A 24,391-nucleotide genomic window follows, 5' to 3' on the forward strand; every position below is an offset into this window, starting at 1 on the left:
AATTGCCGGGGCCGCTCTGCGGCCCATCGCGACACAAGGCCGCTCCCACACGGGACCGAGTCAGGTTTACGCGTGCTGCTTGCCGCTCAGGGCCGCATGGAAGTTGGCACTCTGGCGCAGGTACTGCTCGGTGTAGCTGTGGGTCGCGGACGCCTTGGCGCTGCTGTCGGCATGGGCATGCGTCGGCAGGACGACCGAAGCGGAAATGGCGGATGCGGCAATGACCGGGAAGAGATTGAAGTTCATCTGGGTTGACCTCGACGGCGGTGGTTTGACGGTGGCCCATCCGGGCCTTGGGTCAAACTTACGCCGCCGAGGGCGCCGGCAGAAATTCATTGCGGCAGTATCGGTTATCACGCCAATCGATATCACTCGATGAATTTCAGGTCCGACGGGGCGTCCTGCTGCAACGTCTGCACCGTCTCGCCCAGCTTGCCGCTGCGCGGGTCGCGGCGTATCACCACGATCTGGTTGCTCTTCTGGTTGGCCACCAGCAGGAAGTTGTCACTCGGGTCGAGGGTGAACTCGCGGGGGTGATCACCCTCCACCGAGCGGCGCTGCAGCAGCGTCAGCTGGCCGTCCTGCTTGCCCACGCTGAAGGCGACGATCTCGTTGCTTGTGCCACGGTTGCTCACATACAGGAAGCGCCCGTCCGCCGACAGGTGCAAGCCACCCGCCGCTTTCGCCGCCGCCTCCTGGCGCTCGGCCAAGGGCAGGCGCTGGCGTTCGACCAGGTTGCCGTCCTGCACATCGAACATCACCACCTCGGCACTCATCTCCAGGGTCAGGTAGGCATGCCGGCCCTTGGCGTCGAACAACAGGTGGCGCGGCCCGCTACCCGGTGGCAGGGCCACCGACGCCGGGATCGCCGGTGTCAACGGGTGGTCGGCGCTGGCGCCGTCGTAGCGGTAGATGAACACCTTGTCGGCGCCCAGGTCGCTGGCGTACAGGTGCCGACCGTCGGGTGACAGCACCAGCGAATGCACGTGGGCACTGGCCTGGCGCTCGGGATTTACGCCGCTGGCCTGGTGCCGGGCATGTTGCACCACCGGCTTGAGCTTGCCGTCCCTGGCCAGCGGGATCACCACCAGGCTGCTGCCGGGGTCGGGCTTGACCGCATAGTTGGCCACGAACAGGTAACGCTGGTCGCGGCTGAGGCTGGCATGGGTCGGCTCGTCACCCTGGCTGGCCACCTGGTTGAGCGGCTTGATCTCGCCCTTGGCGCTGACGCTGAAACTGCTGACCTGGCCATTCGGGGTCTCATTGACCGCGAACAGCTGGCGCTGGTCGGCCGAAAGCACCAGCCACGACGGACTGACGCTTTTCACCACTTGCAGCGGCGTGGGGTCGATATGGCCGGCCTTGCTGTCAAAGCGATAACGGTAGATGCCCTGGCTGGCACCGTCGGTGTAACTGCCCACCAGCAAGGTGGCGGCAGGGGCATTGAGGCTCAGGCTCATCAGGCTAGTGGCCAGCAGGCTCGTCCAGATCCGCTTCATTGTCATTATCATCCGGGGCGCGAAAGGCACTCATACAGACTAGTCGATGCGCGCCGTGGGCATCGTCGAGTTGCCATTCGTCACCGATGGCGACAGCAGCGGCGACCTGTTCGGCGCTGAACACCCAGCGGCGCAACTGGCGGCCGTCCATGCATTCGACGGTGAGGCCGGAGGCGTCGGTGGTGAAATCGAAGGCATGCAGGCCGTCGATCAGGAGCATGTCGCAGGACTGCAGGGCGGTGGCGAGGGGGGACATGGGGTTACCTGTGAGGGATGTGCCGGCATTATAACCCTTAGGCCGCAAAGCGGCCCCGTTGTTCAATGGGCGAAGATCGAGCCGCCCTCCTTGCCCACCATCTTCTCCGGCTTGATCAGGAACCTGGCCAGGGCCGGCAGCAGCCACAGCGCACCAAACATGTTCCACAGCAACATGAAGGTCAGCATCAGGCCCATGTCGGCCTGGAACTTGATCGCCGAGAAGATCCAGGTGCACACGCCAATCGCCAGGCACAACCCGGTGAACAGCACCGCCTTGCCGGTCGAGCGCAACGTCTCGTAATAGGCTTCCTGCAACGGCAGCCCCGCGCGCAGGAAGCTCTCCAGCCGGCTGTAGATGTAGATGCCATAGTCCACGCCAATACCCACGCCCAGTGCCACCACCGGCAGGGTCGCCACCTTGACGCCGATGCCCATGTAGGCCATCAGCGCGTTGCCCAGCACCGAGGTCAGCACCAGCGGCAGGACGATGCACAGGGTGGCGGCGAACGAGCGGAAGGTGATCAGGCACATCACCGCCACGCAGATGTATACCATGATCAGGATGGTCAGCTCGGCCGACTTGATCACTTCATTGGTGGCCGCCTCGATCCCGGCGTTACCCGCCGCCAGCAGGAATTGCAGGCCTTCCTTGTTGTGGCTGTCGGCAAACGCCTTGGCCACGGCAGTAACCCGCTCCAGGGTCTCGGCCTTGTGGTCGTTGAGGAACACCAGTACCGGGGCCAGCGAGCAGTCACCGTTGTACAGGCCATCGGCGCGGGCGATGGAGTTGTTGAGGATGTCCGGGTTGCGCGACAGGGTCTCCCATTTCAGGCTGCCCTCGTTCATGCCCTTGATCACCTGCTTGGACACGGTCACCAGGGAAATCGCCGATTGCACCCCCGGGGTGTTCTGCATGGTCCACATCAGCTCGTCGATCGGCGCCATGGTCGAGTGGATCGAGCACTGTTCCGGCGGCGTCTTGACCATGATCACCAGCACATCGGAACTGGTCGAGTAGTTGCTGATGATGAAGTTGTTGTCCTGGTTGTAGCGCGAGTCGGGGCGCAGTTCCGGCGCGCCCTGGTCGAGGTCACCGATCTTCAGGTTCTGGCTGTACCACAGGCCACCGGCAAAGGCGACCAGGGCCAGCGCCACGGACACCGGCGCCACCTTGGCACTGGCGAAGTTCGACAGCAGGCGCCAGAACGGATGCTCGCGGGTAGCGTCCTGCTTGCTGCGCGCGACGGCCTTGTTGCTGATGCCGACGTAGGAAATGGCCACCGGCAACAGGATCAGGTTGGTGAACACGATCACCGCCACGCCGATGGACGCGCCGATGGCCAGTTCACGAATCACGCCGATGTCGATGATCAGCAAGGTGATGAAGCCTACCGCATCGGCGAGGATGGCGATCATCCCCGGCAGGAACAACTGGCGGAAGGTGCGCCGCGCCGCAGTGAGGGCGTTGTCGGCGTCGCTGGACTGCAGGGCGATGCCGTTGATCTTCTGCACCCCGTGGGAAATACCGATGGCGAAGATCAAGAACGGCACCAGCATCGAGTAAGGGTCCAGGCCGAAGCCCACCGCATGCATCAGGCCCAGCTGCCAGACCACCGCCACCAGGGTGGTGATGAGCACGGCGATGGTGCTGCGGATGCACCAGGTGAACCAGTACAACAGTACCCAGGTGATGGCCAGGGCGACGCCGAAGAACATCGCCACCATCACCAGGCCGTCGATCAGGTCGCCGACCTTCTTGGCGAAACCGATGATATGCACCTTGACGTTGGGGTTCTGCGCCTGGAACTTGTCGCGGATCTTCTCTTCCAGCTGGTGCGAGAACTGCTGGTAGTCCAGCTTCACCTGTTTGCCCGGGTCCTGCGGGTCGGGGTAGCTCTCCAGCAGCGGCACGTCGACGATGCTGGACTTGAAGTTGTTACCCACCAGGCGCCCCACCTGGCCCGACTTGAGCACGTTGTCGCGCAAGGTGTCGAGGCTGTCCTGGGAGCCGTTGTAGGTGTTGGGTATGACCTCGCCCCCGGAAAAGCCTTCTTCGGTGACCTCGCTCCAGCGCACGCTGGGGCTCCACAGCGACTTCAGCCCGGCACGGTCGACACCGGGTATGTAGAACACTTCGTCATGGACCTGGCGCAAGGTCTCCATGTAGTCCTTGTCGAAGATGTCGCCATTGACCGCCTCGACCGAGATGCGCACGGTGTTGCCCAGGTTGGCCAGGTCGTTGCGGTGCGCCATCATCTGTTCGATGAACGGGTGCTGCAGCGGGATCATCTTCTCGAAGCTGGTGGACGGGCGAATCTGCGTGGCCTGCCAGAACAGGAAGATGCTGGCCAGCAGGCACAGGGCGATGACCACCGGGCGGTTGTTGAAGATCAGGCGTTCCAGCAGCGTGGCCTTGTCCGGGTGATGCGCATGCATGGTGATGCTCTCCCTGCTGGTCATGGCTGCACCCCCTGGTCGGCACCCTGGGCAGTGGCCAGGTGCACCCCGCCCTGCCCGACCAGCAGCAGGCCGCCATTGGCCAGGCCACTGACGCCGGCCAGGGCAATGCGGTCGGCGCGGTTGTAGACGCTGAAGGTCTGGCCATCGTCGGTACTGCGCAGCACGCTGCCGCCGTTGCCGACCAGGACCAGGCTGCCATCCTCGACAAGCGTAGCGCCTGCCAGGCCGAATTCGAGGCTGCCACGTGCGGCCTTGAGTTCGATCGGTTGCCAGCTGTCACCGAAATCGGTGGAGCGGAACAGGTTGCCGCGCAGGCCGTAGGCCAGCAGGGTGCGTGGCTGGGCCGTACCGATCACACCGAACAGCGAGCCCTCGTAGGGGCCCTGGACCTTGCTCCAGGTCTGGCCGTTGTCGGCCGAGCGGAACATGCTGCCCTGCTCGCCGACAATGAACAGCCCGCCATCACGGACCTGGGCGATGCCGTTGAGGTGCAACTGGTCGGGGTTGTCCAGGCGCTCGGCGACGTCCTGCCAGTGCTGGCCGCCGTCGGTGGTTTCCAGCAAGGCGCCGTAGGCACCTACGGCGAAGCCGTGCGCGGCGTCGAGGAAGGCGACATCGAGCAAGGGTGCTTCGCGCGCGAGGTCTTCGAACTGCTTGCTCCAGGTGGCACCGCCGTCGTTGCTGGCGAGCACCTGCGCATCATGGCCGACGGCCCAGCCGCGCTTGTCGTCGAGGAAGAACACCGCGGTCAGCAGTTGCCGGGTCGGCACCCGGGCCTGGGTCCAGGTGCGGCCCTGGTCATCGGAGAACAGGATGTGGCCACGATCGCCCACCACCACCAGGCGCTTGCCGGCCTGGGCGGCGTCGATCAACAGGCTCTGGCTGGCCTTGGCCGATTCGCTGGAATATTCGTCGGCGGCAGCGGCTTGCACGCTGTCAGCCCACACGCCAAGCCCCAGCGCCAATACCGCGCCGGCTGCCAATGGCCAGGCAAAGCGCCTGTTCTGTTCCCTCATGACTGCCCCCTGTTGTTGTTATCTGGTGGGTCAATGCACTGCAGGCACTGCGAAAAGCCTGAGTTAGAGGCCTGCAATAGCTTGAGGGGATCGTAGCGGGGATGTTCGCGGGAAGACAACGGGTGGGGTGTTATGTTTTGTTATCGGCGTGTAGCCGGGGGCCGCTGTGCGGCCCCTTTGGCCCTCAAGCCAGGCTTTTGCTCACCACTTCATACACATCGCTGGACAGCTCACCGGAAGCCAGAATCCGCTCCAGCTCGCCCTTCATCAGCGCCTGGCGCGCAGCGTCATACTTGCGCCAGCGGGTCAGCGGCGCCAGTTGCCGCGAGGCGATCTGCGGGTTCAGCGCATTCAACTCGATCACCAGGTCGGCCAGGAAGCGATACCCCGAGCCATCCGCGGCATGGAAGTTGACCAGGTTCTGCCCGGCGAAGGCGCCGATCAGCGCCCGCACCTTGTTCGGGTTCTTCAGGGTGAAGGCCGGGTGCTGCATCAGCGCCTTGACCCGCGCCAGCCCGCCCGGCAGGGTGCTGGCCGCCTGCACGCTGAACCACTGGTCCATGACCAGCGGGTTGTCCCTGAAGTGCTCGGCAAAGGCCTCCAGGGCCTTGGCCCGTTCTGCCTCGAACGGCGAGTTGACCAACACTGCCAGCGCGGTCAGGCGCTCGGTCATGTTGTCGCAGTGCTCGAACTGCTCCAGGGTCGCCGCCAGCACCTGCGGCTGGCCGCTGAGCATCAGGTACGACAGGGCGATGTTCTGCAGGCTGCGGCGGGCAAAATGCTCGGCCGAGGCCACGTAGGCGGTGTTGCGCGATACCTCGCGGTTGGCCTGGTAGCGCGCCCACAGGGCGTCGAACAGCTGCTCGGCGATCTGCCGGCGGGCAAACTCGCGGGCAGCGTGGATGGCCTCCACGTCGGCCACCTGGCTGATCTCGGTCAGGTAGGCCTCACCCGGCAGCGAGAGCATCTCGGCGACCATGGCCGGGTCCAGGGCCTGGTTGCCGAGCACGGTACCCAGTGCAGTGATCAGGCGCTGGTCGAGCTGCAGCGCTTCGCCACGCTGATGCTGACCGATCAGTTCCTGCAGCACCTGCACCGCCAGCTGCTGCCCGGCTTCCCAGCGGTTGAAGCCATCGCTGTCGTGCTGCATCAGGAACATCAGCTGGTCGCGGTCGTAGGGGAAGCTCAGCTTGACCGGCGCGCTGAAGCCGCGCAACAGCGACGGCAGCGGCTTGGCCTGGATGCCCTGGAAGGTAAAGGTCTGCTCGGCTTCGGTCACCGACAGCACGCGGCTGGTGCCTTGAGCGGCAGTTTCACCTACCAGTTGCAACGGCAGGTCGTTGCCGGCGGCGTCCAGCAGGCCCAGTTCCACCGGGATCACGAACGGCAGCTTCTCGGCCTTGTCCGGGGTCGGCGGGCAGCTCTGGCGGAAGCTCAGGCTGTAGGTCTGCGCGGCGGCATCATAAGCCTCGCTGACTTCCAGGCGCGGGGTGCCAGCCTGGTTGTACCAGCGCTTGAACTGGGTCAGATCAACGCCATTGGCATCTTCCATGGCCTTGATGAAGTCGTCGGTGGTCACCGCCTGGCCATCGTGGCGCTCGAAGTACAGGTCGCTGCCCTGGCGGAAGCCCTCGGTGCCCAGCAGGGTACGCACCATGCGCACCACTTCGGCGCCCTTCTCGTACACGGTCAGGGTGTAGAAGTTGGAGATTTCGATGAAGCTGTCCGGGCGCACCGGGTGGGCCATGGGCCCGGCGTCTTCGGCGAACTGGTGGGTACGCAGGTAGGCGACGTCCTCGATGCGCTTGACCGTGCGCGAGTTCATGTCGGCGCTGAACTCGGCATCGCGGAACACCGTGAAGCCTTCCTTGAGCGACAGCTGGAACCAGTCACGGCAAGTGACGCGGTTGCCCGACCAGTTGTGGAAGTACTCATGGGCCACCACGCCTTCGACGCGCTGGTGGGCGGCATCGGTGGCGGTTTCGGCACGGGCCAGCACGCAGCTGGAGTTGAAGATGTTGAGGCCCTTGTTTTCCATGGCGCCCATGTTGAAGTCGTTGACCGCGACGATCATGAAGATGTCCAGGTCATACTCGCGGCCATAGACTTCCTCGTCCCAGCGCATCGACTTCTTCAGGCTGACCATGGCGTGCTCGCACTTGTCGATGTTCTCGGGCTCGACATAGATGCGCAGGGTCACGTCGCGGCCGGACTGGCGGGTGAAGCTGTCCTCGACGCACCACAGGTCACCGGCCACCAGGGCGAACAGGTAGGCCGGCTTCATGAACGGGTCTTCCCAGGTCGCCCAGTGGCGACCATCCTCGGCCGGCCCACTGCCGATCGGGTTGCCGTTCGACAGCAATACCGGGTAGCGATGCTGCTCGGCGATCACCGTGGTGGTGAAGGTGCTCATCACGTCCGGGCGGTCAAGGTAGTAGGTGATCTTGCGGAAGCCCTCGGCCTCGCACTGAGTGCAGAACATCTTGCCCGACTTGTACAGGCCTTCCAGTGCGGTATTGCTTTCGGGGTGGATCTTCACACTGGTATCGAGGGTGAAGCGCTCAGCCTTGGGCTGCACGGTCAGGCTGTCGGCATCGAGCCGGTAGGCATCCGGCCCGAGTTCCTGGTCATCCAGCGAAACGCGCAGCAGTTCCAGCTGCTGGCCGTCGAGTTCCAGTGGCGGCAGGCCGGCACCGCGTGCCGGGTTGCGGCGCATGACCAGTTGCGCGTGGACCAGGGTGTGGTCCTCGAACAGCTCGAAGGTCAGGTGCGTCTCGTCGATCAGGTACTCGGGCGCCTGGTAATCCTTGAGGTAGATCACTTGCGGTTGTTCGGTACGCATGTGCAGGTCCTTTTACTGGAGTACGGCCAACTGGTAGGCCGTGTACTTGCGAATGTTGATCACACCGGTGTCGAAGATCAGGTACTGGCCCTTGATGCCCAGCAGCGTGCCTTCGGCCACCGGGTCCTTGTCGAGGTTGAAGCTGACGATCTTTTTCGGGTAGGCCTCGACCGGGTACCGGATCTGCACCACTTCGGCGTCGGTCAGTGGCTGGACCGCCTGCAGGCCGAAGCGCCCCTGCAGTTCACGCAGGCCATCGGCGCAGGCGGCGAACACCTGCTCGCGGATAGCGACCAGGTCAAGTTCCTCGGCGTCACCCTTGAGCAGGGTGCGCCAGTTGGTGCGGTCGGGTACCTGGCTGCGCAGCAGGTCTTCGACCAGGCCGGACTGCTGGCGGGTGGCCACGCGCAGGATCGGCAGGGCCTGGCTGGCGCCCTGGTCGAGCCAGCGGGTCGGCAGCTGGGTAGCGCGAGTGATGCCGACCTTGATCCCCGACGAGTTGGCCAGGTAGACCACATGGTCGGTCATGCAGAACTGTTCGCCCCACGACGGTTCGCGGCAGGTGCCGGCGTCGTAGTGGCACTTTTCCGGGGCCATGATGCACACGTCGCACTGGGCCAGCCGGGTCATGCACGGGTAGCAGTAGCCCTGGCTGAAGCTGGTCTTGGTGCGCTTGCCGCAATGGCTGCAGTGAATCGCGCCGAGGTATTCCAGGCGCAGGCGCTGGCCGATCAGCGGGTTGACCGGCACCTGGGTGTCACCCAGGCGGAAGCTGTATTGCACCACTGGCGCCTGCAGGCTTACCGCCATCTTGCTCAACGAGCCACGTGCGAGTTCGATCAATGTACCGAGTCCGACTTGAACAGAATGTTGGCAATCGGTGCCGACTTGGAGGCGCATTCCTGCGGGCCCATGTAACCGGTGCGCTGGTCTTCGGGCAGGTTTTTCATCTCCCAGGCGATTACCGCCTGCAGCGACAGCTCCTTCTGCTCGGCGGTGAGCTTGCGGCCGTCGGACCATTTGCCGATCTCCACCGCCAGTTTCAGGCTCTGGTAGATCTCGGGTGTGATGTTTTCGATCATTTGCGCGAAAGTGGACATAGTGTCTCCTGATTCAAGCCGACAGTTTACGCCTGGCCAGCGCCCCACCCAAGAGCCCGGTCAGGCATCCGATGAGCAGCCCGCCGACATGCGCGGCATTGGCGATCTGGCCCAGGCCCAGGGTGCCGACCACGCCGGTCAGGCATACCACCAGCCAGATCAACATCATGGCCAGCACGCCCTTGGGCAGGGCGAAGTAGCGATTGGGCGCCAGCCACTGGTACAACCAGATGTGCCCGAGCAGGCCGTACAGCACCCCGGACAGGCCGCCGAACAGGCTCGGCCCGCTGGTGTAGTGCTGGGCCAGGTTGGACACCAGGCTGAACAGCACGGTCAGGCCCAGCAGCGCCCAGCGGCCCTGGCGCAGCTCGATGCGTTTGCCCAGCTCCCAGTACCACAGGCTGTTCATGGCCAGGTGCAGCACGCCGAAGTGCAGCAGCATCGGCGAGACCAGGCGCCACCACTGGCCTTCTGCCAGGCCTTGCGCCAGCGGGCTGAAGTACAGGTAGTCGCCCTGCACGCGGAAATCGAGGAAGGTGAACCAGCTGATGGTGGTGAAGTTATCACCCAGGCCGGTGAGGCCGGCGACAATGAAGCACAGCAGCAGGGTGAGGGTGGTGACCTTGCAGGCGCGGGCCTGTTCTGCCAGGGAGGGCTGGCCAGGGCCAGGCGCGGGCATGCCGGCCTCCAGCGGTTCGTCGCTCGCCTGGAGGTCGGCGTTGCCGTCGGGGTAGCGCTGGTAGAGTTCGCGCACCTCTGTGGCCAGGGTTTCGGGCGCCCACAGCACCTGGACCTCGCCCTCCTCGCTGACCCGGTGCGGTACCTGCAGGCGCTGCAGCAGCTGGACGAAGCCGCTGAGGTCGACCGACAGCGGCAGGCGCATCACTTCGATAATGTTCATTGGCTGGCCTGTGGGCGGTCGACGTCGACCCAGACGAACTTGTGCGGGTCTATGCGGGTTTCATCATCCAGCCGGTAGGCGGCCAGCTTGCCGTAGAGCACGGCGCTGTAGTCCAGGCAGGCCAGGTTGGCACGGATCGGCGCCGGGCGGCCACTGCGCCAGTAATGACCGACGAACAGCATGGGCTCGTCTTCGGCGTAGCGCAGCAAGGCGTTCTTCTGGCTGTGGCTGAGTGGGGTGTTGGCCACCTCCGCCGGCAGGGCGTCGGGCTGGAACACGATGTCGCCGTAGGTTTGCGGGTCTTCTTCCCAGAACTTGGTGCGGAAGAATGCCCGGGTCAGGCCGTCGCCGCCGGTCAGGGTCAGCCCGTCCGGCAGGCGCATGTCGGTACCGCGCAACAGCCGGTTGCACACGTTGGCCGCAAAGCTGCCGTTCACCGCCGAAGCCTGGATGAAGTGCTGGTCGATGCAGCCGTCGGGGTATTGCTGACGCAGCGGCTCGATCAGGCGTGGGTCCCAGCAGGCGTGGACCAGGCGGAAACGCCCGGCGTCGACGAACAGCGGCAGCTCGTAGAACCAGTTGACGAAGTCGTGCCAGTCCGCCGGGTGCTGGGCGAACTGGGTCAGGGTCTCGTCGATCAGCCGGGCATGCCGTGGCGTGTGCTCGCGCACATAGGCCTTGCCGCTGCCAGGCAAGGCCGGGGTCACCCAGCCCAGGGCGTTGTATTCATGGTTGCCCATGATGCAGAACGCCTGGCCGGCCTCGACCATGTCATGGACGATATGCAGCGCCTCGCGGATGCGTGGCCCGCGGTCGACGATGTCGCCCAGGAACAGCGCCTGGCGCCACGGATGACGCCAGACGCCGGCCTGGCGTTTGTAACCGAGGGCGTCGAGCAGGCGTTCGAGGGTCAGCGCACAGCCATGCACATCGCCGATGATGTCGAAACTTCGCGCCGGATCGAGCATCAGTCGTCCCTGCCTCCCAGGCGGCTGCCCCAGCCCAGCTTGGTACGGCAGACCTCGTAGTAGTTGTGGTCCAGCGGGTGGATCAGGCGCAGTTTCTGCGGTTTCTTGCTCACCGTGATGGTGTCGCCGGGGGCGCAGGTGAAGTGGTTCTGGCCGTCACAGGACACCTGCGGGTAGATCTGCAGGTCCTTGGACACCACGATTTTCAGTTCGCTGTTGCCATCGACCACGATCGGCCGGCCCGACAGGGTGTGCGGGTACATCGGCACGATGACGATGGCGTCGAGCTTGGGGTGCATGATCGGGCCACCAGCCGACAGCGCGTAGGCGGTGGAGCCGGTCGGCGTGGCGACGATCAGGCCGTCGGCCTTCTGGCTGCAGACGAACTGGCCATCGATGTAGATCTCGAACTCGATCATGCGCGTGGACTTGCCCGGGTGCAGCACCACGTCGTTCAGCGCGTCGCCCTGGCCAATGGCTTCGTTGTGCCGGCGCACCTCGGCCTGCAGCAGGAAGCGGTTTTCCACCAGGTAGTGGCCGTCGAGCACTTCGGCGACCTTCTCTTCCAGTTCGTCCGGGCGGATATCGGTGAGGAAGCCCAGGTTGCCACGGTTGATGCCGAGTACCGGAATGTTGTGCCGGGCCAGGGCGCGGGCGGCGCCCAGCAGGCTGCCATCGCCGCCGACCACGATGACCAGGTCACAGACCTCGCCGAGCAGCTTGCGGGTGGAGGTTTGCAGGCCGTGGCCGGGCAACACTTCGGCAATGGTGTCCTCGAGGATCACGTGCAGGTGGCGCTCGAGGAGGAATTTTTTCAGTCGGCGAATGGTGTCGAGCACCTGCGAGCTACCAAGGCGGCCGATGATACCGATATTGCGAAATTGCTCCATGGGGCTCCTGCGAGGCTCTGCGGCGGGTGACAATGCCCCGATTATGGGCGAAACCACCGGGCAGCGGCAAACCGGCTATGCTCGCAGGATGACGCCATTCGCCCTGCTCCACGACCTGCCCCGACAGTTACGCCGCCCCGCCGTGCGCGACCTGGCCTGGGTGCTGGTGTCGCCGCCGCTGCTCGCTGCCCCGCCCTGCCCCCAGCGCCACCCGCTGGCAGGTAGCCTGTGGGCGGACCAGCCGCAACGCCTGGAACGCTGGTTGCGGGCGCTGGACGACGATGACCGGCCATTGCGCGACTGGCTGGCACAACTGGGCAGCCGGCGTCTGGGCCACTACTACGAACGCCTGTGGCAGTTCGCCCTGGGCCAGGCGCCAGGCATCGAAGTGCTGGCGGCGAACCTGGCGATTCGCGACAGCGGGCGCACCTTGGGCGAGCTGGATGTGCTGCTGCGCGACCGCGACGGCGTGCACCACCTGGAACTGGCCATCAAGCTGTACCTGGGGCCGGAGCACGCCGGGCAGGACCCTGCCACCTGGCTAGGGCCGGGTTGCCATGACCGGCTGGGGACCAAGTTGGCGCATCTGGCCAGGCACCAGTTGCCCATGTCGAACCGTGCACACAGTCGCGAAGTACTGGCGCAGCTGGGGGTTGGCCAGGTGCAGGCGCATGTGTGGCTGGGGGGTTATCTGTTCTATCCGTGGCCAGGCCAGGCCGAGCCACCGCAGGGCGCCAACCCGCAGCACCTGCGCGGGCGCTGGCTGCGGCGGCGGGACTGGGTAATGGCTGAAGGTGAGCGTTGGCAGCCGCTGCCGCGGCAGGCCTGGCTGGCACCGGCGCGGGTCGCAGCGGATGAGTGCTGGGAGGTGGAGCAGTTCGCCGCGTGGTTGCACCTGCTGGAGCGGCAGGCCCCGGCGCAATTACTGGTGCGCCTGGCACAACAGGCCGACGGCGCCTGGCTGGAGGCGGAGCGGGTGTTTCTGGTGGCTGACGGCTGGCCGTTCGCGCCCGAGGCATGAGGCCGGCCCAAACAACACAATTTTCACAGACCCAGCGCAAAGATTCGCCACCCGATAACCCTTACAGTTGTACCTGAGCGCCGCCAAGAGCGCCTTCCCGAACCTGATGACGAGGACCGAGCATGGTTTCAACCACACCTGCGCCCCATTACGCGCGCCTGTCCATCACCCTGCACTGGCTGATGCTGGTGCTGCTGGCCGCTGTCTATGCCCTCATTGAGTTCCGCGGCCTGTTCCCCAAGGACAGCGTCGAACGCAACCTGATGAAAGACCTGCACTTCATGCTCGGGCTCAGCGTGTTCGTGCTGGTCTGGCTGCGCCTGGCCATCCGTCTGAGCAACCCGACGCCACCGATCACACCAAAGCCACCGGCCTGGCAGACCGGGCTGGCGCACCTGGTGCACCTGGCACTGTACCTGCTGATGATCGGCCTGCCGCTGGCCGGCTGGCTGATCCTCAGCGCTGCCGACAAACCGGTGCCGTTCTTCGGCCTGGAGCTGCCGCACCTGATCGGCCCCGACCCGGACCAGGCCAAATTCATCAAGGGCTGGCATGAGCGCGTCGGCAGCTGGGGCTACTGGTTGATCGGCATCCATGCCGTGGCCGGCCTGTACCATCACTACGTCAAGCGCGACAACACGCTGTTGCGCATGCTGCCCTACAAATAACCGCGCCGGCCCTGCAAGCCGCCGGTGTGCACCACGATCAGGCGAGTGCCGGGCGCGAACAGCCCGGCCTCGACCTGTTGCCGCAGGGCCAGCAGGGCCTTGCCGGTATACAGGGCTTCGAGTGGCACGCCAGTGTGCCGTTCGCAGTCGGCGATGAACGCCAGCAACTCATCGTCGAACTTGCCGAAGCCGCCGCGGCAGGCGTCGTGCAGCTGATAGCCCTGCGTCCCCGCCAGTTCCGTCAGCGCCTGCTCCACGCCATGATCCCGGGGCACGGCCAATGCGCCATGCACCACATGCCTACCCTCCTCGGCCAGCACCAGGCCGGCCATGGTCGTCCCGGTTCCAGCGGCCAGCCACCAGGCGTCATAGTCGGCCCAGCCGAGTGCGGCGAGTTGGGCGCGAGCCTGATCGAGGATCAGCGCACAGCCTTGCGCCCCCGCCAGCCCGCCACCGCCTTCGGCAATACACTGCCAACCCGGATAGCGCGCCTGCCAGGGTTGCCAGAAGCCGGGTTGGTTGCGCGCGCGGTAACCGCCGTAGCCCAGCCAGTGCAGCTGCATGCCCAGCGCCCGCAGGTCACGCACGGTCGGCGTGTCCTGGGCGTGCCCGCGCAGCAGGCCGGCAGTGGCGAAGCCGAAGCGTTTGCCGGCGGCGGCCAGGGCATGCAGGTGGTTGGAGTGGTTGCCACCCAGGCTGATCAGCCCGGGAGCGTTGCTGGCCATGGCGTGCTGCAGGTGATGGCGCAGCTTGAACCATTTGTTGCCGCTGATCAGCGGGTCAATCAGGTCCAGGCGCAGGATGGCGGCTTCGACCCTGGCGTTTTCCAGCCAGGGCAGGTTCAGTGGATGCAGGGGGGCTTGGGCCAGGTCGAGGGGCATGCCGCGAGTTTACCAGTGAACTGCGGGGGCCGCGTTGCGGCCCCCGGCACATTCAGAGCTCAGCCGCCAACCTCGAACCTTGATTGATCGCTCGCTTGGCATCCAGCTCCGCCGCCACATCCGCACCGCCAATCAGGTGCACCGACTGCCCCGCCGCCACCAGCCCGTCCTGCAGCTCGCGCAGCGGCTCCTGGCCGGCACAGATCACCACATTGTCCACCGCCAGCACCTGCGGTTCACCACCCGCCACGCGAATGTGCAGGCCGGCATCGTCGATGCCCAGGTACTCGACGCTGTTGAGCATCTGCACCTGCTTGTTCTTCAGCCCGGTGCGGTGAATCCAGCCAGTGGTCTTGCCCAGGCCGTCGCCCACCTTGGATGCCTTGCGCTGCAGCAGGTAAACCTGCCGCGCCGGCGCATGGGGCTCGGCCTTGACCCCGGCGACGCCACCGCGTGCTTCCAGCTGGGTATCGATGCCCCACTCCTTCCAGAACGCTTCACGGTCCTGGCTGCTGGCCACACCTTGATGCACCAGGTATTCGGAAACGTCGAAGCCGATACCTCCCGCGCCGATCACCGCGACAGCCTTGCCGACCGCCTTGCGCTCAAGCAGCACATCCAGGTAGCTGAGCACCTTGGCATGCTCGACTCCCGGGATGGCCGGGGTGCGCGGGGCAATGCCGGTGGCCAGGATGATCTCGTCGTAGCCCCCGGCGACCAGGCCCGGCACATCGACCCGAGTGTTCAGGCGCAGGTCCACGCCGGTGCTTTTTACCTTGTTGCGGAAATAACGCAGGGTTTCATGGAATTCTTCCTTGCCCGGCACCCGCTTGGCCACATTGAACTGCCCGCCGATCTCGCTGGCGGCATCGAACAGGGTCACCGCGTGGCCTCGCTCGGCAGCCACCGTCGCGGCGGCCAGGCCGGCCGGGCCAGCGCCCACCACGGCAATGCGCTTCACCGTGCGCACCGGCAGGTAGTTGAGCTCGGTCTCGTGGCAGGCACGTGGGTTGACCAGGCAGCTGGTCAGCTTGCCGCCGAAGGTATGGTCCAGGCAGGCCTGGTTGCAGCCGATGCAGGTGTTGATTTCGTCGCTGCGCCCGGCGGCGGCCTTGTTGACGAAGTCCGGGTCGGCCAGGAACGGCCGGGCCATCGAGACCATATCGGCATCACCCTCGGCCAGCACCGCCTCGGCCACTTCCGGGGTGTTGATGCGGTTGGTGGTGATCAGCGGAATGCCGACCACGCCACGCAGCTTGGCGGTGACCTTGCTGAACGCCGCGCGCGGGACCTTGGTGGCGATGGTCGGGATGCGCGCCTCGTGCCAGCCGATGCCGGTGTTGATCAGGGTCGCGCCGGCCTGCTCGATGGCCTTGGCCAACAGCTCGATCTCGTCCCAGGTGCTGCCGCCCTCGACCAGGTCGAGCATCGACAGGCGGAAGATGATGATGAAGTTCGGCCCCACCGCAGCACGCACCTGGCTGACGATTTCCACGGCCAGGCGCATGCGGTTTTCATAGCTGCCGCCCCAGCGGTCGGTGCGCTGGTTGGTGTGGGCGGCGAGGAACTGGTTGATGAAATAGCCTTCCGAACCCATGATCTCGACGCCATCGTAGCCGGCCCGCTGGGCCAGTGCGGCGCAATTGACGAAGTCGGCGATCTGCTTCTCGATCCCTGCTTCGTCCAGCTCCCTGGGCTTGAACGGGTTGATCGGCGCCTGGATCGCGCTGGGTGCCACCTGCCGTGGGCTGTAGGCATAACGCCCGGCATGCAGGATCTGCAGGCAGATCTTGCCGCCGGCGGCGTGTACCGCTTCGGTGACGATGCGGTGCTTGTCGGCCTCTTCCGCGGTGCTGAGCTTGGCCGCGCCGGAATACACCCCGCCTTCATCGTTGGGCGCGATGCCACCCGTGACCATCAGGCCGACGCCGCCCCGGGCGCGTTCGGCAAAGTACGCGGCCATGCGCTCGAAGCCGCCAGGGCGCTCTTCCAGGCCGGTATGCATCGAGCCCATCAGGGTGCGGTTGCGCAAGGTGGTGAAGCCCAGGTCCAGCGGGGCAAGCAGGTGCGGGTAGCGGTCGGCGGCCATGGAAAGGTCCCCAGGTGGCGTGATCACGGAATGCGGGCGCCTCACCAGCCGATGGGCCCCGTCAATTGTCTGCCTGCGACATTAAACAGCCGTTTGAACCGTCTCAATGATCGAAACTGACAACTTGATGATCCTGGTGCACAGGGTTTCACCGACTGGGCGCTGCTCTTCAAGCATTGCAGCGGTATGTCGCGGTAAATCCTGCCCTGGCTAACGGCAGCTGCCCTCACAAGAGGCCCATCGCGCTGTACCGTGGGAGCCGCGCTTGCCGGCGATGGGCGCGAAGCGGCCCCAACATTCATGAGTCCGCAGTGGGTCGGTAGAGGATGTGATGATGGGCTGCTTTCGACCCAAAGCGGTCGTTGGACTATTCGCTTCCATAGCTCGCGGTCCAGCTATTCCAAGCGTCTTCATTCCGCGCATAGACAGGAATAGGCAGGAAATCTCGATGGCGAGGAAAAAGATTGGACAGTAAGTCTTGCGTGTAGAAAATCGTCGGGCCGAGCATGGCGAGAATATTTGTCATAACGACGCTGGCACATTCTATCTCCTCATCCGTCGGATCACCGTCGAATTCAAAGCGCGCGCTCAGTCTTCCATTGTCAGCAATATCAAACGATACGGATCTCAGGCGTGGGGGAATTTCACCCAGTAAGGCGCGCTGAGCCGCAAGACGAATTTCAGACTCAGTTGGAATAGCTATTGATGGCATGACCGATTGCTCACGTATGAAATGGTCAAGTTATGACAGATAGCCCTGGTGTCGACCGGCCGCTTAGGGTCAGTAGCAGCCGATCGCGACAGCCCGCCATCGACCCAAACGGATATCGCCGGGTTTAATGGTCCGAGCTGAGGCAGGCAAGCAGATTGGTTCATATTCTTACAGATAATTGGCATTATAAGGCCTTAATCAGCCAACCGAAGGATCAACATGCTGCGCATTCTGCTTGTGTTAGCAGTGCCATTAACCATCACCGCCTGTTCAGGTAGCGTTTATCAGTATGAGAGCCCTGAGGCAAGGCTGCAGATGAGTCAAGATTTGAAACTGAGCACCATCATCGATTCTTCGAGAATGAACTGGTGCCTTCATCCATACGGCAGCGCTCCGGGGTGCAAGCCTGAAAAGGGAGTTGGCATCGTCACACCGGATGCTCTGGTGATGGCCCATTTTGTCAATGGCCAGTATGTACTGGACAGAGTTCTCAGATCCAAAGATGTCATCTGCTCAACCGTCCCAGGCGGAAGAGCTGCGGATGGCATTTTTTTTGCCTTCACGGCCTCTGACGCATACATGCTGGGACCATTGCAAGCAGACCGTGATGAGATCAATACTCGCTTCAAGAGCCGAATGTTTGATTACTTACACAGTGATGGCCAGCAGAGCTTCAGCGGGCCGGAGATAAACTTCCAAAGGCCTTCCGGAGTAAAAGTGAGGAAGACAACGATTGCTCCAGCTGGTCCGTCTACCTTGATTTTGAATGACATGGTTGATGTGCTGGAGGTCTATAGCCCGTGCTCACATACGTAATTTGAGGGAGGGCGCCGGCGACCCCCATCCCTGAAAGTGCGTGATCTGGGGAGGGCGTTAATACCGAATTGACCACAGCCTTGCTCACCCGAAGCCACTTGAATTCCTCGGAGCGTCGTCCTGGTTCAGGGCCCTATGCTCGGCGTACTCTTGTTGGAACGTTGGAGTTTAAAAGCCGTCGCTGGCCCGGAGGCAAAACTATAGGCCGCTGGGCAATTAGATGCTCATCCTGAAGGGCAGCTATGGGTCGATAGCGGCCCCTGGCGACCAATCGGTTTCGACCTGAAGCAGACGCAAAGCCCGATCACAATCCCCTGCCCTAATCGTGCAACAAGAATTGCAACACTGATGAATAGGCCACACCCTGTGCCTGATGGCCAGTTCATTCTTACCGAGCAATGAAGAAGCCAAGCATCGGCGCCAGAACACTCGGTGTCTGCGCACCGAAGACCACCGTACCGTTGATGCAAAATGACGGAATCATGCGTCCCGCCCACGCCGCAGCCGTGGCTTCGCTGGCCTGCAGTTCCTCACTGAACGTGTCGCTGTGCATGAATTGAACGACTTCGCCCACAGGTACGTGTTCTCGCTCCAGCAGCTGTTCCAGAACCGCCGGCTCACCAATGTCCTGGCCATGGCAATACAAGGCCTCGAAGGCACTTTCCACAAAGTGATGAGCCGGTTTCCCGCTACGCTGCAGCCACAGTACAGCGGCAAGCGCGGGGCGCGTGTCGGGCAGGCGGACCATCCGGCTGAACGCCGGCTCGATGCCGAGCTGGCGCATCTCCACAGCCACCAGGGATTGCTGGATCAGCGCCTGGGTGCCGAAGCGGCGTTCGAGAAAGTCGTGGTAGGCCATGCCAGCGGCCGCACGGCTCAATGGCGAGCGGCACGGCTGAAAGGTGACGTTCAGTGGTTGCCCGGCCTGGCTCATCGCGAGCGCAAGGCGGCGCAGCGCTACCCAGCTCCAAGGGTCGAGAAAGTCGAATGCCAGGAGCGGGGGAATGTGCATGGTCCAGGCCCTTAGTAAGGTAGTTCCGCCCAGAGTACGGCGTCCGCTGCACAGGTAGAAGCCACACCGTACGCAACAGAGCGTTGCGCAATGTCGCTAGGCAACACTGACCAGCTCTTTCATGAAATGCGCAAAGGCCCTGATACGCGTCGAGGCGCGATTGATCGGCAGGTAGACGATATTGATCGAGGCATTGACTGACATCGGGTTCACTTCATATTCGGGCAGCAAGCGGGTGAGCCGGCCCTGTTGCACATCCTCGGCAACCAGCCAGTCGGCCAGCAGCGCAATGCCCTGCCCGGCGACCGCTGCCTGCCTGAGAATGTCGGCATTGTTGCTCTGCATCCGGCCCTGCACCGCGACGGGCACCGTCTCGTCAGCCACCTCGAACAGCCAGTCGCGCATTGGCCCGCCGTAATCGAAGCGCATGCAGGAGTGCTGGGTGAGTTCGCCAGGTTGCGTCGGCGCGCCGTGCCGCTCCAGGTAGGCCGGGCTGGCCACCAGCCAGCGCTGGAAATGACCGATGCTGGTGCAGATCACGTCTTCGCTGGAGACGGTCGACCCCAGGCGCACGGTCAGGTCGATACGGTCCTTGTAAAGGTCCACCCGCTCGTCGCTGAGGTTGAGGCTGACCTCCAGCTCCGGATGGCTCGCCAGAAACCGCCCCAGGTGGGGGGAGATCAAGCGTCGGCCGAACTCCACCGGCACGCTGACCCGCAGCTTGCCTTTCGCTTCGCTGCCCCTGTCGGTGACCATGCCATCGGCTGCAGCGAGCGCATCGAGAATGCCCACCGCGTTGTCGAAATAGGCTTGGCCGAGGTCGGTCAGGCGGTTCTGGCGTGTGCTGCGGGTTATGAGCGTGGTGCCCAGCTCCGCCTCCAGTGCCGCCACCTGCCGCGCCACGGACGATGTCGCCACGCCAAGCTTGCGGGCTGCGGCGGAGTAGCCACCGCAACGTACCGTCTCTACGAACATGCTCAAGGCGAGAAACTTGTCCATTGACCGACCCTGTCGAAGATATCCATGAGGGAAGCTGGTGGCATCACCAGTCGAGGTTGCATCAGCCTGCAGCATAGCCACCTGCCCGGCCTCGAGATTGAACAGGCGTGCTATCCAACACGCGTTGCCAGCCTTGCGTAATGAGCAAAGCTGCCTTGCGCGAGCGACCCATACCCGCACCCGCCGTGCTCCTTTAGGCTCGCCCTGAACTGATCGGCATCCGGCAATAGCGGGGATTGCTGGTTGCCAATGGCGCAGAACGAGGTGGGTATCGATGTCGCACAGGAAGCGTTGGGCATTGGCAGCTATTGCGCTGGGCGTAGGCGGGCTAGCGGCAGCGTTCGGGTTGATGTGGCGACCGGCAATCGACCCGATCGAGCAGCCCATGGCATTCGAACCCGCACAGATCGCACGCGGTGCCCAGGTCGTCACCGCCGGCGACTGCGCGGTCTGCCATACGCGCCCTGGCGGCAAGTACCTGGCGGGCGGCCTGCCACTGGTAACGCCGTTTGGCACGCTGTACAGCACCAACATCACGCCTGACGCGCAGACCGGTATCGGCCAGTGGCCACTCGAAGCGTTCCAGCGCGCCATGCGCGACGGGGTTTCCCGCGATGGGCATTTCCTCTACCCGGCCTTCCCGTACACGCATTACCGGCTGCTCGACGATCAGGACCTGGCGGACGCCTACGCCTACCTGATGAGCGGGCCTCCGGTGCACCAGCCGGCAACCCCCAACCGCATGAAGTTCCCGATGAACCTCCGCCCGCTGGTCGCCGGCTGGAACCTGCTGTTCCTGCATTCAGCGCCGTTCGTGCCGACCGCGCAGGCGTCGCCGCAGTGGAACCGTGGCCGCTACCTGGTCGAAGGCGCGGGCCACTGCGGCGGATGCCATACCCCGTTGAACCTGCTCGGTGCCGAGAAAACGGGCCAGGCGCTTGCCGGTGGCGTGGTTGACGGCTGGGCGGCCCCGTCCCTGCTCGGCCTGGCCAGCCGCGAAACGCCCTGGACCCAAGCCCAGCTGGTGGATTACCTGCAAGCCAAGGTCGTCGACAGCCATGGCACCGCCGCCGGCCCCATGCGCCCGGTCAGCCAGGAACTTGCGCGGCTGCCTCGGAGTGACGTCGAAGCCATGGCGGAATATCTGCTGAGTTTGCCGGCCTCCCCTCATCAACCCGCCACGCTCGAGACGAACGCTATGGCCTCGGCCGAATCGTCCAGCCTGGGTAGTGATCTGTTCCAGGCCGCATGCGCGGGCTGCCACGGCGCAGCCGCACCGATGCGCAGTATCGACGGCCGGCCAGCGCTGACGGCGACGTCCTCGGTGCAGGCCCCTGCACCACGCAACTTCATCAAGACGGTACTGGAAGGCATTGCCCCCACACCCGGCGAGCCCGGCCCGGCCATGCCGCCGTTCGCGGCCAGCCTGAGCGACCAGCAGCTCGCCGCCCTGGCCGCCTTCGTCCGTGGCCAAGCCGCACCCGATCGGCCGTGGCCGGCTTTGCACTCGACCATTCAGGCTCTGCGCGAGGAGACCCCATGAGCAACGTGAACCTTACAGTCAACGGCAAGCTGCACAGCCTGGATATCGATCCGGACATGCCGCTGCTCTATGCCTTGCGCAACCACCTGGAACTCAACGGCGCCAAGTATGGCTGCGGGCTGGGCCAGTGTGGCGCGTGCACCGTCATCGTCGACGACCAGCCGGTATTCGCCTGCGTGACGCCGTGTGCTGGCATGCAAGGCCGCCACGTGCGCACCGTCGAAAGCCTGGGCACGCCTGAACGGCCTGGCCCGCTGCAGCAAGCCTTCATCGATACCCAGGCCGCGCAGTGTGGCTACTGCATCGCCGGGATGATCATGCGCGCCCAGGCCCTGCTGGAGCACAATCCGCAGCCCGACGCAGCCACCATCCGCGCGCACATGGCCAGCAACCTGTGTCGCTGCGGCACGCACCTGCGCATCATCGAAGCGATCACCCGCGTCGTCGAAAACGGTGGCCTGCATGTCGTCCACAACTGAATTCAGTCGCCGCGCGTTCCTGCAGGGCGGCAGCCTGCTGATGGCATTCGCGCTGCTGCCGGCCGCCCGCAAGGCGCTGGCCGATACCGAGGTGGATACCCTCGGCACTGTCGTGCTCGCCCCGGACCTGCCCGGCAGCCTGCGCACCAACCCGTACCTCGACGCGTGGATCAGGGTCGGCGTCGAAGGCATCACCGTGTATACCGGCAAGGTGGAACTGGGCACCGGGGTAAAGACCGCGCTGTTGCAGATTGCCGCCGAGCGGCTGGACGTGTCGCCGGCAGCGGTCACGTTCCTCACGGCGGACACGGCGCTGACGCCGAACGAAGGCTACACGGCAGGCAGCCATACCATCTTCGACAGCGGCACGGCGCTGTTCAACGCCGCTGCGCAGGTGCGCCAGATGCTGATGGAATCGGCCGCCAGGCGCTGGGGTGTGGAAGTGTCGTCGCTGCGCACCGGCGATGCGATGATCACGGCCCCGTCCGGCGCCCGCATGAGCTATGCCGAGGCGGTGGCAGGCGTGGACCTGCATCAATATGCCAAGGCCAGCTCGCCGGACCTTTCACCTGCGCAGTTCAAGCTCATCGGCCACGCCATCCGGCGCCTGGATATTCCAGCCAAGGTCAGCGGTGGCGCGGCGTTCGTGCAGGACATGCGCCTTCCGGGCATGCTCCATGCCCGGGTGATCCGGCCACCCAGGCCGGGCTGCACGCTCACCGGCTTCGATCGCCAGGCGATTGAACGCCTGCCAAGCGTCGTCAAGGTAGTCGAGGATGGCAACTATCTCGCCGTGGTGGCCAAGGATGAATGGCAAGCGATCAAGGCGATGCGGGCGGGCTACGCAGCGGCGACCTGGACCACTGGCGAGGTGATTCCGGACCAGGCGGTCATCCACCAGCTGCTGCCCAAGCTGCAATCCAGGCGCTACCCCATCCAGCACGAAGGCCAGCCGACGCCTTCAAGTGGCAAGCGCTATCGGGCCCGCGTCAGCAAACAGTACCTGATGCATGGATCTATCGGCCCCTCCTGTTCGCTGGCCTGGTTCAAGGACGCTACGTTGACCGTCTGGACCCATACCCAAGGTGTGTTCCCGCTGCGTGCGGGCATCGCCGAAATGCTCGGCCTGCCGCTGAGCGCCGTCCGTTGCATCCATGCCGAAGGCTCCGGATGCTATGGCCACAACGGCGCCGATGATGCCGCAGCCGACGCGGCGCTCATCGCCCTGCGCCTGCCGGGCGTGCCGGTGCGCGTGCAGTGGATGCGTGAACAGGAAAACCTGTGGGAACCGTACAGCTCGGCCATGCTCAGCGAACTGCAGGCCGACCTGGACAGCAGCGGGCGCATCAACCACTGGCAGTACCAGCTGTGGACCACCCCGCATAACGAGCGCATCACCAACGCCGGCCGCCTGGTGCCCGCGCGCCTGCTCGCCCGCCCGTTCACCTCGGCGCCATCGGTGCCGATTGCCCAACCGGAAGGCGATGGCGACCGCAACGCGATCCCGCTGTACCAAACCGGCGCAAGCGACATCGACATGCACTTCATCAGCGAAATGCCGTTCCGCACTTCGGCAATGCGCTCGCTGGGTGCCCATATCAATGTGTTTGCCATCGAGGCCGGCGTGGACGAACTGGCGGCGCAGGCAGGCGTGGATGCCGTCGAGTTCCGCCTCAGCCACCTCAGCGACCCAAGGGCCCGCGCGGTGGTCGAACGGGCCCGCGATGAATTCGCCTGGCCACGGCGTTCGTCTGCACCGGGCACGGGCATCGGCCTGGGCTTTGCCCGCTACAAGAACATCATGGGCTATTGCGCGGTGGCAGTGGAAATCCAGGTGCATCCGCAAACTGGCGAGATCGAGATTCAGCGGGTGGTCACGGCAGTGGACGTCGGGCAGATCGTCAACCCCGATGGGCTGCGCAACCAGGTCGAGGGCGGCATCGTCCAGTCGAGCAGCTGGACGCTCTACGAGGCGGTCAGTTATGACCCCGGTGGCGTACGCAGCTATGACTGGAGTGGCTATCCGATCCTGCGCTTCCCGCAACTGCCAAAACACGTGGAAGTGCACCTGATCGACCAGCCCGGGCAACCGTTCCTCGGTGCCGCCGAAATCGTCCAGGGCCCGATGGCGGCAGCCCTCGGTAACGCAGTGGCGGATGCCACCGGCCAGCGCCGGCTGGCGCTGCCGCTGACCCGCAAGGCGTGAACCGGCGGCGCTGGAACCTATGTCTTGCAAA

At 64.6% G+C, this 24,391-nt stretch carries 22 protein-coding genes; 6 read left to right on the plus strand and 16 right to left on the minus strand.

From position 1 onward, the window contains the following. Positions 1 to 66: 66 nt before the first annotated feature. From ACLEJP_RS16965 to ACLEJP_RS17015, 11 genes are all read right to left on the minus strand, one after another. Positions 67 to 246, minus strand: coding sequence for a hypothetical protein (locus ACLEJP_RS16965; protein ID WP_440808208.1), 180 nt, complete (start codon positions 244 to 246; stop codon positions 67 to 69). 122 nt (positions 247 to 368) lie between these two features. Beyond that, a complete protein-coding gene (locus ACLEJP_RS16970) occupies positions 369 to 1,499 on the minus strand; it encodes a lactonase family protein (protein WP_440808210.1) in 1,131 nt (376 codons plus the stop codon). Further along, positions 1,465 to 1,755 carry a DUF5629 family protein gene (locus tag ACLEJP_RS16975; protein WP_289131546.1) on the minus strand — a complete coding sequence of 97 codons (291 nt, stop codon included), beginning with the start codon at positions 1,753 to 1,755 and terminating at the stop codon, positions 1,465 to 1,467. Before ACLEJP_RS16975 ends, ACLEJP_RS16970 begins: the two co-directional genes overlap by 35 nt. Before the next feature lie 62 nt (positions 1,756 to 1,817). Continuing rightward, on the minus strand, positions 1,818 to 4,193 hold the full coding sequence (locus ACLEJP_RS16980; RefSeq protein WP_440808331.1) for an efflux RND transporter permease subunit: 2,376 nt from the start codon (positions 4,191 to 4,193) through the stop codon (positions 1,818 to 1,820). A gap of 20 nt (positions 4,194 to 4,213) precedes the next feature. Next, the gene (locus tag ACLEJP_RS16985; RefSeq protein WP_440808214.1) at positions 4,214 to 5,233 is read right to left on the minus strand and encodes a WD40/YVTN/BNR-like repeat-containing protein; all 1,020 of its coding nucleotides are present in this window, start codon (positions 5,231 to 5,233) and stop codon (positions 4,214 to 4,216) included. Positions 5,234 to 5,417: 184 nt separating this feature from the next. Then, positions 5,418 to 8,075, minus strand: coding sequence for an aminopeptidase N (gene pepN / locus ACLEJP_RS16990; RefSeq protein WP_440808217.1), 2,658 nt, complete (start codon positions 8,073 to 8,075; stop codon positions 5,418 to 5,420). 12 nt (positions 8,076 to 8,087) lie between these two features. After that, entirely contained in the window at positions 8,088 to 8,918 is an 831-nt protein-coding gene (locus ACLEJP_RS16995) for a DUF2797 domain-containing protein (RefSeq protein WP_440808219.1), read from the minus strand. Continuing rightward, positions 8,915 to 9,175 carry a YeaC family protein gene (locus ACLEJP_RS17000; protein WP_003247224.1) on the minus strand — a complete coding sequence of 87 codons (261 nt, stop codon included), beginning with the start codon at positions 9,173 to 9,175 and terminating at the stop codon, positions 8,915 to 8,917. Before ACLEJP_RS17000 ends, ACLEJP_RS16995 begins: the two co-directional genes overlap by 4 nt. Positions 9,176 to 9,188: 13 nt before the next feature. Beyond that, complete coding sequence (locus tag ACLEJP_RS17005; protein ID WP_440808221.1) at positions 9,189 to 10,076, minus strand: rhomboid family intramembrane serine protease; 888 nt, start codon at positions 10,074 to 10,076, stop codon at positions 9,189 to 9,191. Further along, positions 10,073 to 11,044, minus strand: a complete 972-nt coding sequence (locus ACLEJP_RS17010; RefSeq protein ID WP_170028998.1) for a metallophosphoesterase — start codon at positions 11,042 to 11,044, stop codon at positions 10,073 to 10,075. Before ACLEJP_RS17010 ends, ACLEJP_RS17005 begins: the two co-directional genes overlap by 4 nt. After that, entirely contained in the window at positions 11,044 to 11,934 is an 891-nt protein-coding gene (locus tag ACLEJP_RS17015) for an NAD(+) kinase (protein WP_011532967.1), read from the minus strand. Before ACLEJP_RS17015 ends, ACLEJP_RS17010 begins: the two co-directional genes overlap by 1 nt. Positions 11,935 to 11,977: 43 nt before the next feature. Between ACLEJP_RS17015 and ACLEJP_RS17020 the strand changes: the two genes are divergently transcribed. Together ACLEJP_RS17020 and ACLEJP_RS17025 are read left to right on the plus strand one after the other, a co-directional pair. Continuing rightward, entirely contained in the window at positions 11,978 to 12,955 is a 978-nt protein-coding gene (locus ACLEJP_RS17020; RefSeq protein WP_440808225.1) for a DUF1853 family protein, read from the plus strand. 122 nt (positions 12,956 to 13,077) lie between these two features. Further along, positions 13,078 to 13,623, plus strand: coding sequence for a cytochrome b (locus ACLEJP_RS17025; RefSeq protein WP_440808228.1), 546 nt, complete (start codon positions 13,078 to 13,080; stop codon positions 13,621 to 13,623). Here ACLEJP_RS17025 and ACLEJP_RS17030 read toward each other — a convergent pair. From ACLEJP_RS17030 to ACLEJP_RS17040, 3 genes are all read right to left on the minus strand, one after another. Beyond that, a complete protein-coding gene (locus tag ACLEJP_RS17030; RefSeq protein WP_440808230.1) occupies positions 13,614 to 14,504 on the minus strand; it encodes a 1-aminocyclopropane-1-carboxylate deaminase/D-cysteine desulfhydrase in 891 nt (296 codons plus the stop codon). The two genes, ACLEJP_RS17025 and ACLEJP_RS17030, sit on opposite strands and share 10 nt — an antisense overlap. 52 nt (positions 14,505 to 14,556) lie before the next feature. Continuing rightward, positions 14,557 to 16,593, minus strand: coding sequence for an oxidoreductase (locus ACLEJP_RS17035; protein WP_440808232.1), 2,037 nt, complete (start codon positions 16,591 to 16,593; stop codon positions 14,557 to 14,559). Positions 16,594 to 16,960: 367 nt separating this feature from the next. Further along, a complete protein-coding gene (locus ACLEJP_RS17040; RefSeq protein ID WP_440808234.1) occupies positions 16,961 to 17,305 on the minus strand; it encodes a hypothetical protein in 345 nt (114 codons plus the stop codon). Positions 17,306 to 17,524: 219 nt separating this feature from the next. On the opposite strand from ACLEJP_RS17040, the gene ACLEJP_RS17045 reads away from it, so the two are divergent. Continuing rightward, positions 17,525 to 18,121 (plus strand): hypothetical protein, encoded by a 597-nt coding sequence (locus tag ACLEJP_RS17045; protein ID WP_440808236.1) that lies wholly within the window; start codon positions 17,525 to 17,527, stop codon positions 18,119 to 18,121. Positions 18,122 to 18,509: 388 nt separating this feature from the next. Here the strand turns inward: ACLEJP_RS17045 and ACLEJP_RS17050 are convergent, their stop codons facing one another. Both ACLEJP_RS17050 and ACLEJP_RS17055 read right to left on the minus strand, forming a co-directional pair. After that, positions 18,510 to 19,133: a DsbA family oxidoreductase gene (locus tag ACLEJP_RS17050; protein ID WP_440808238.1), complete on the minus strand. Its 624-nt coding sequence runs from the start codon at positions 19,131 to 19,133 to the stop codon at positions 18,510 to 18,512. 96 nt (positions 19,134 to 19,229) lie between these two features. Then, positions 19,230 to 20,132 carry a LysR family transcriptional regulator gene (locus ACLEJP_RS17055; RefSeq protein ID WP_440808241.1) on the minus strand — a complete coding sequence of 301 codons (903 nt, stop codon included), beginning with the start codon at positions 20,130 to 20,132 and terminating at the stop codon, positions 19,230 to 19,232. Positions 20,133 to 20,517: 385 nt separating this feature from the next. Between ACLEJP_RS17055 and ACLEJP_RS17060 the strand changes: the two genes are divergently transcribed. From ACLEJP_RS17060 to ACLEJP_RS17070, 3 genes are read left to right on the plus strand one after another with little or no spacing between them, the layout of a single operon-like run. Then, positions 20,518 to 21,675 (plus strand): c-type cytochrome, encoded by a 1,158-nt coding sequence (locus tag ACLEJP_RS17060; RefSeq protein WP_440808244.1) that lies wholly within the window; start codon positions 20,518 to 20,520, stop codon positions 21,673 to 21,675. Then, positions 21,672 to 22,154: a (2Fe-2S)-binding protein gene (locus ACLEJP_RS17065; protein WP_440808246.1), complete on the plus strand. Its 483-nt coding sequence runs from the start codon at positions 21,672 to 21,674 to the stop codon at positions 22,152 to 22,154. Before ACLEJP_RS17060 ends, ACLEJP_RS17065 begins: the two co-directional genes overlap by 4 nt. Next, the gene (locus ACLEJP_RS17070) at positions 22,138 to 24,360 is read left to right on the plus strand and encodes a molybdopterin cofactor-binding domain-containing protein (RefSeq protein WP_440808247.1); all 2,223 of its coding nucleotides are present in this window, start codon (positions 22,138 to 22,140) and stop codon (positions 24,358 to 24,360) included. The genes ACLEJP_RS17065 and ACLEJP_RS17070 overlap by 17 nt, the downstream gene beginning before the upstream one ends. The last annotated feature ends 31 nt before the right edge of the window (positions 24,361 to 24,391 follow it).

This window comes from Pseudomonas sp. SMV7 (assembly GCF_052041995.1).
GTDB lineage: Bacteria > Pseudomonadota > Gammaproteobacteria > Pseudomonadales > Pseudomonadaceae > Aquipseudomonas.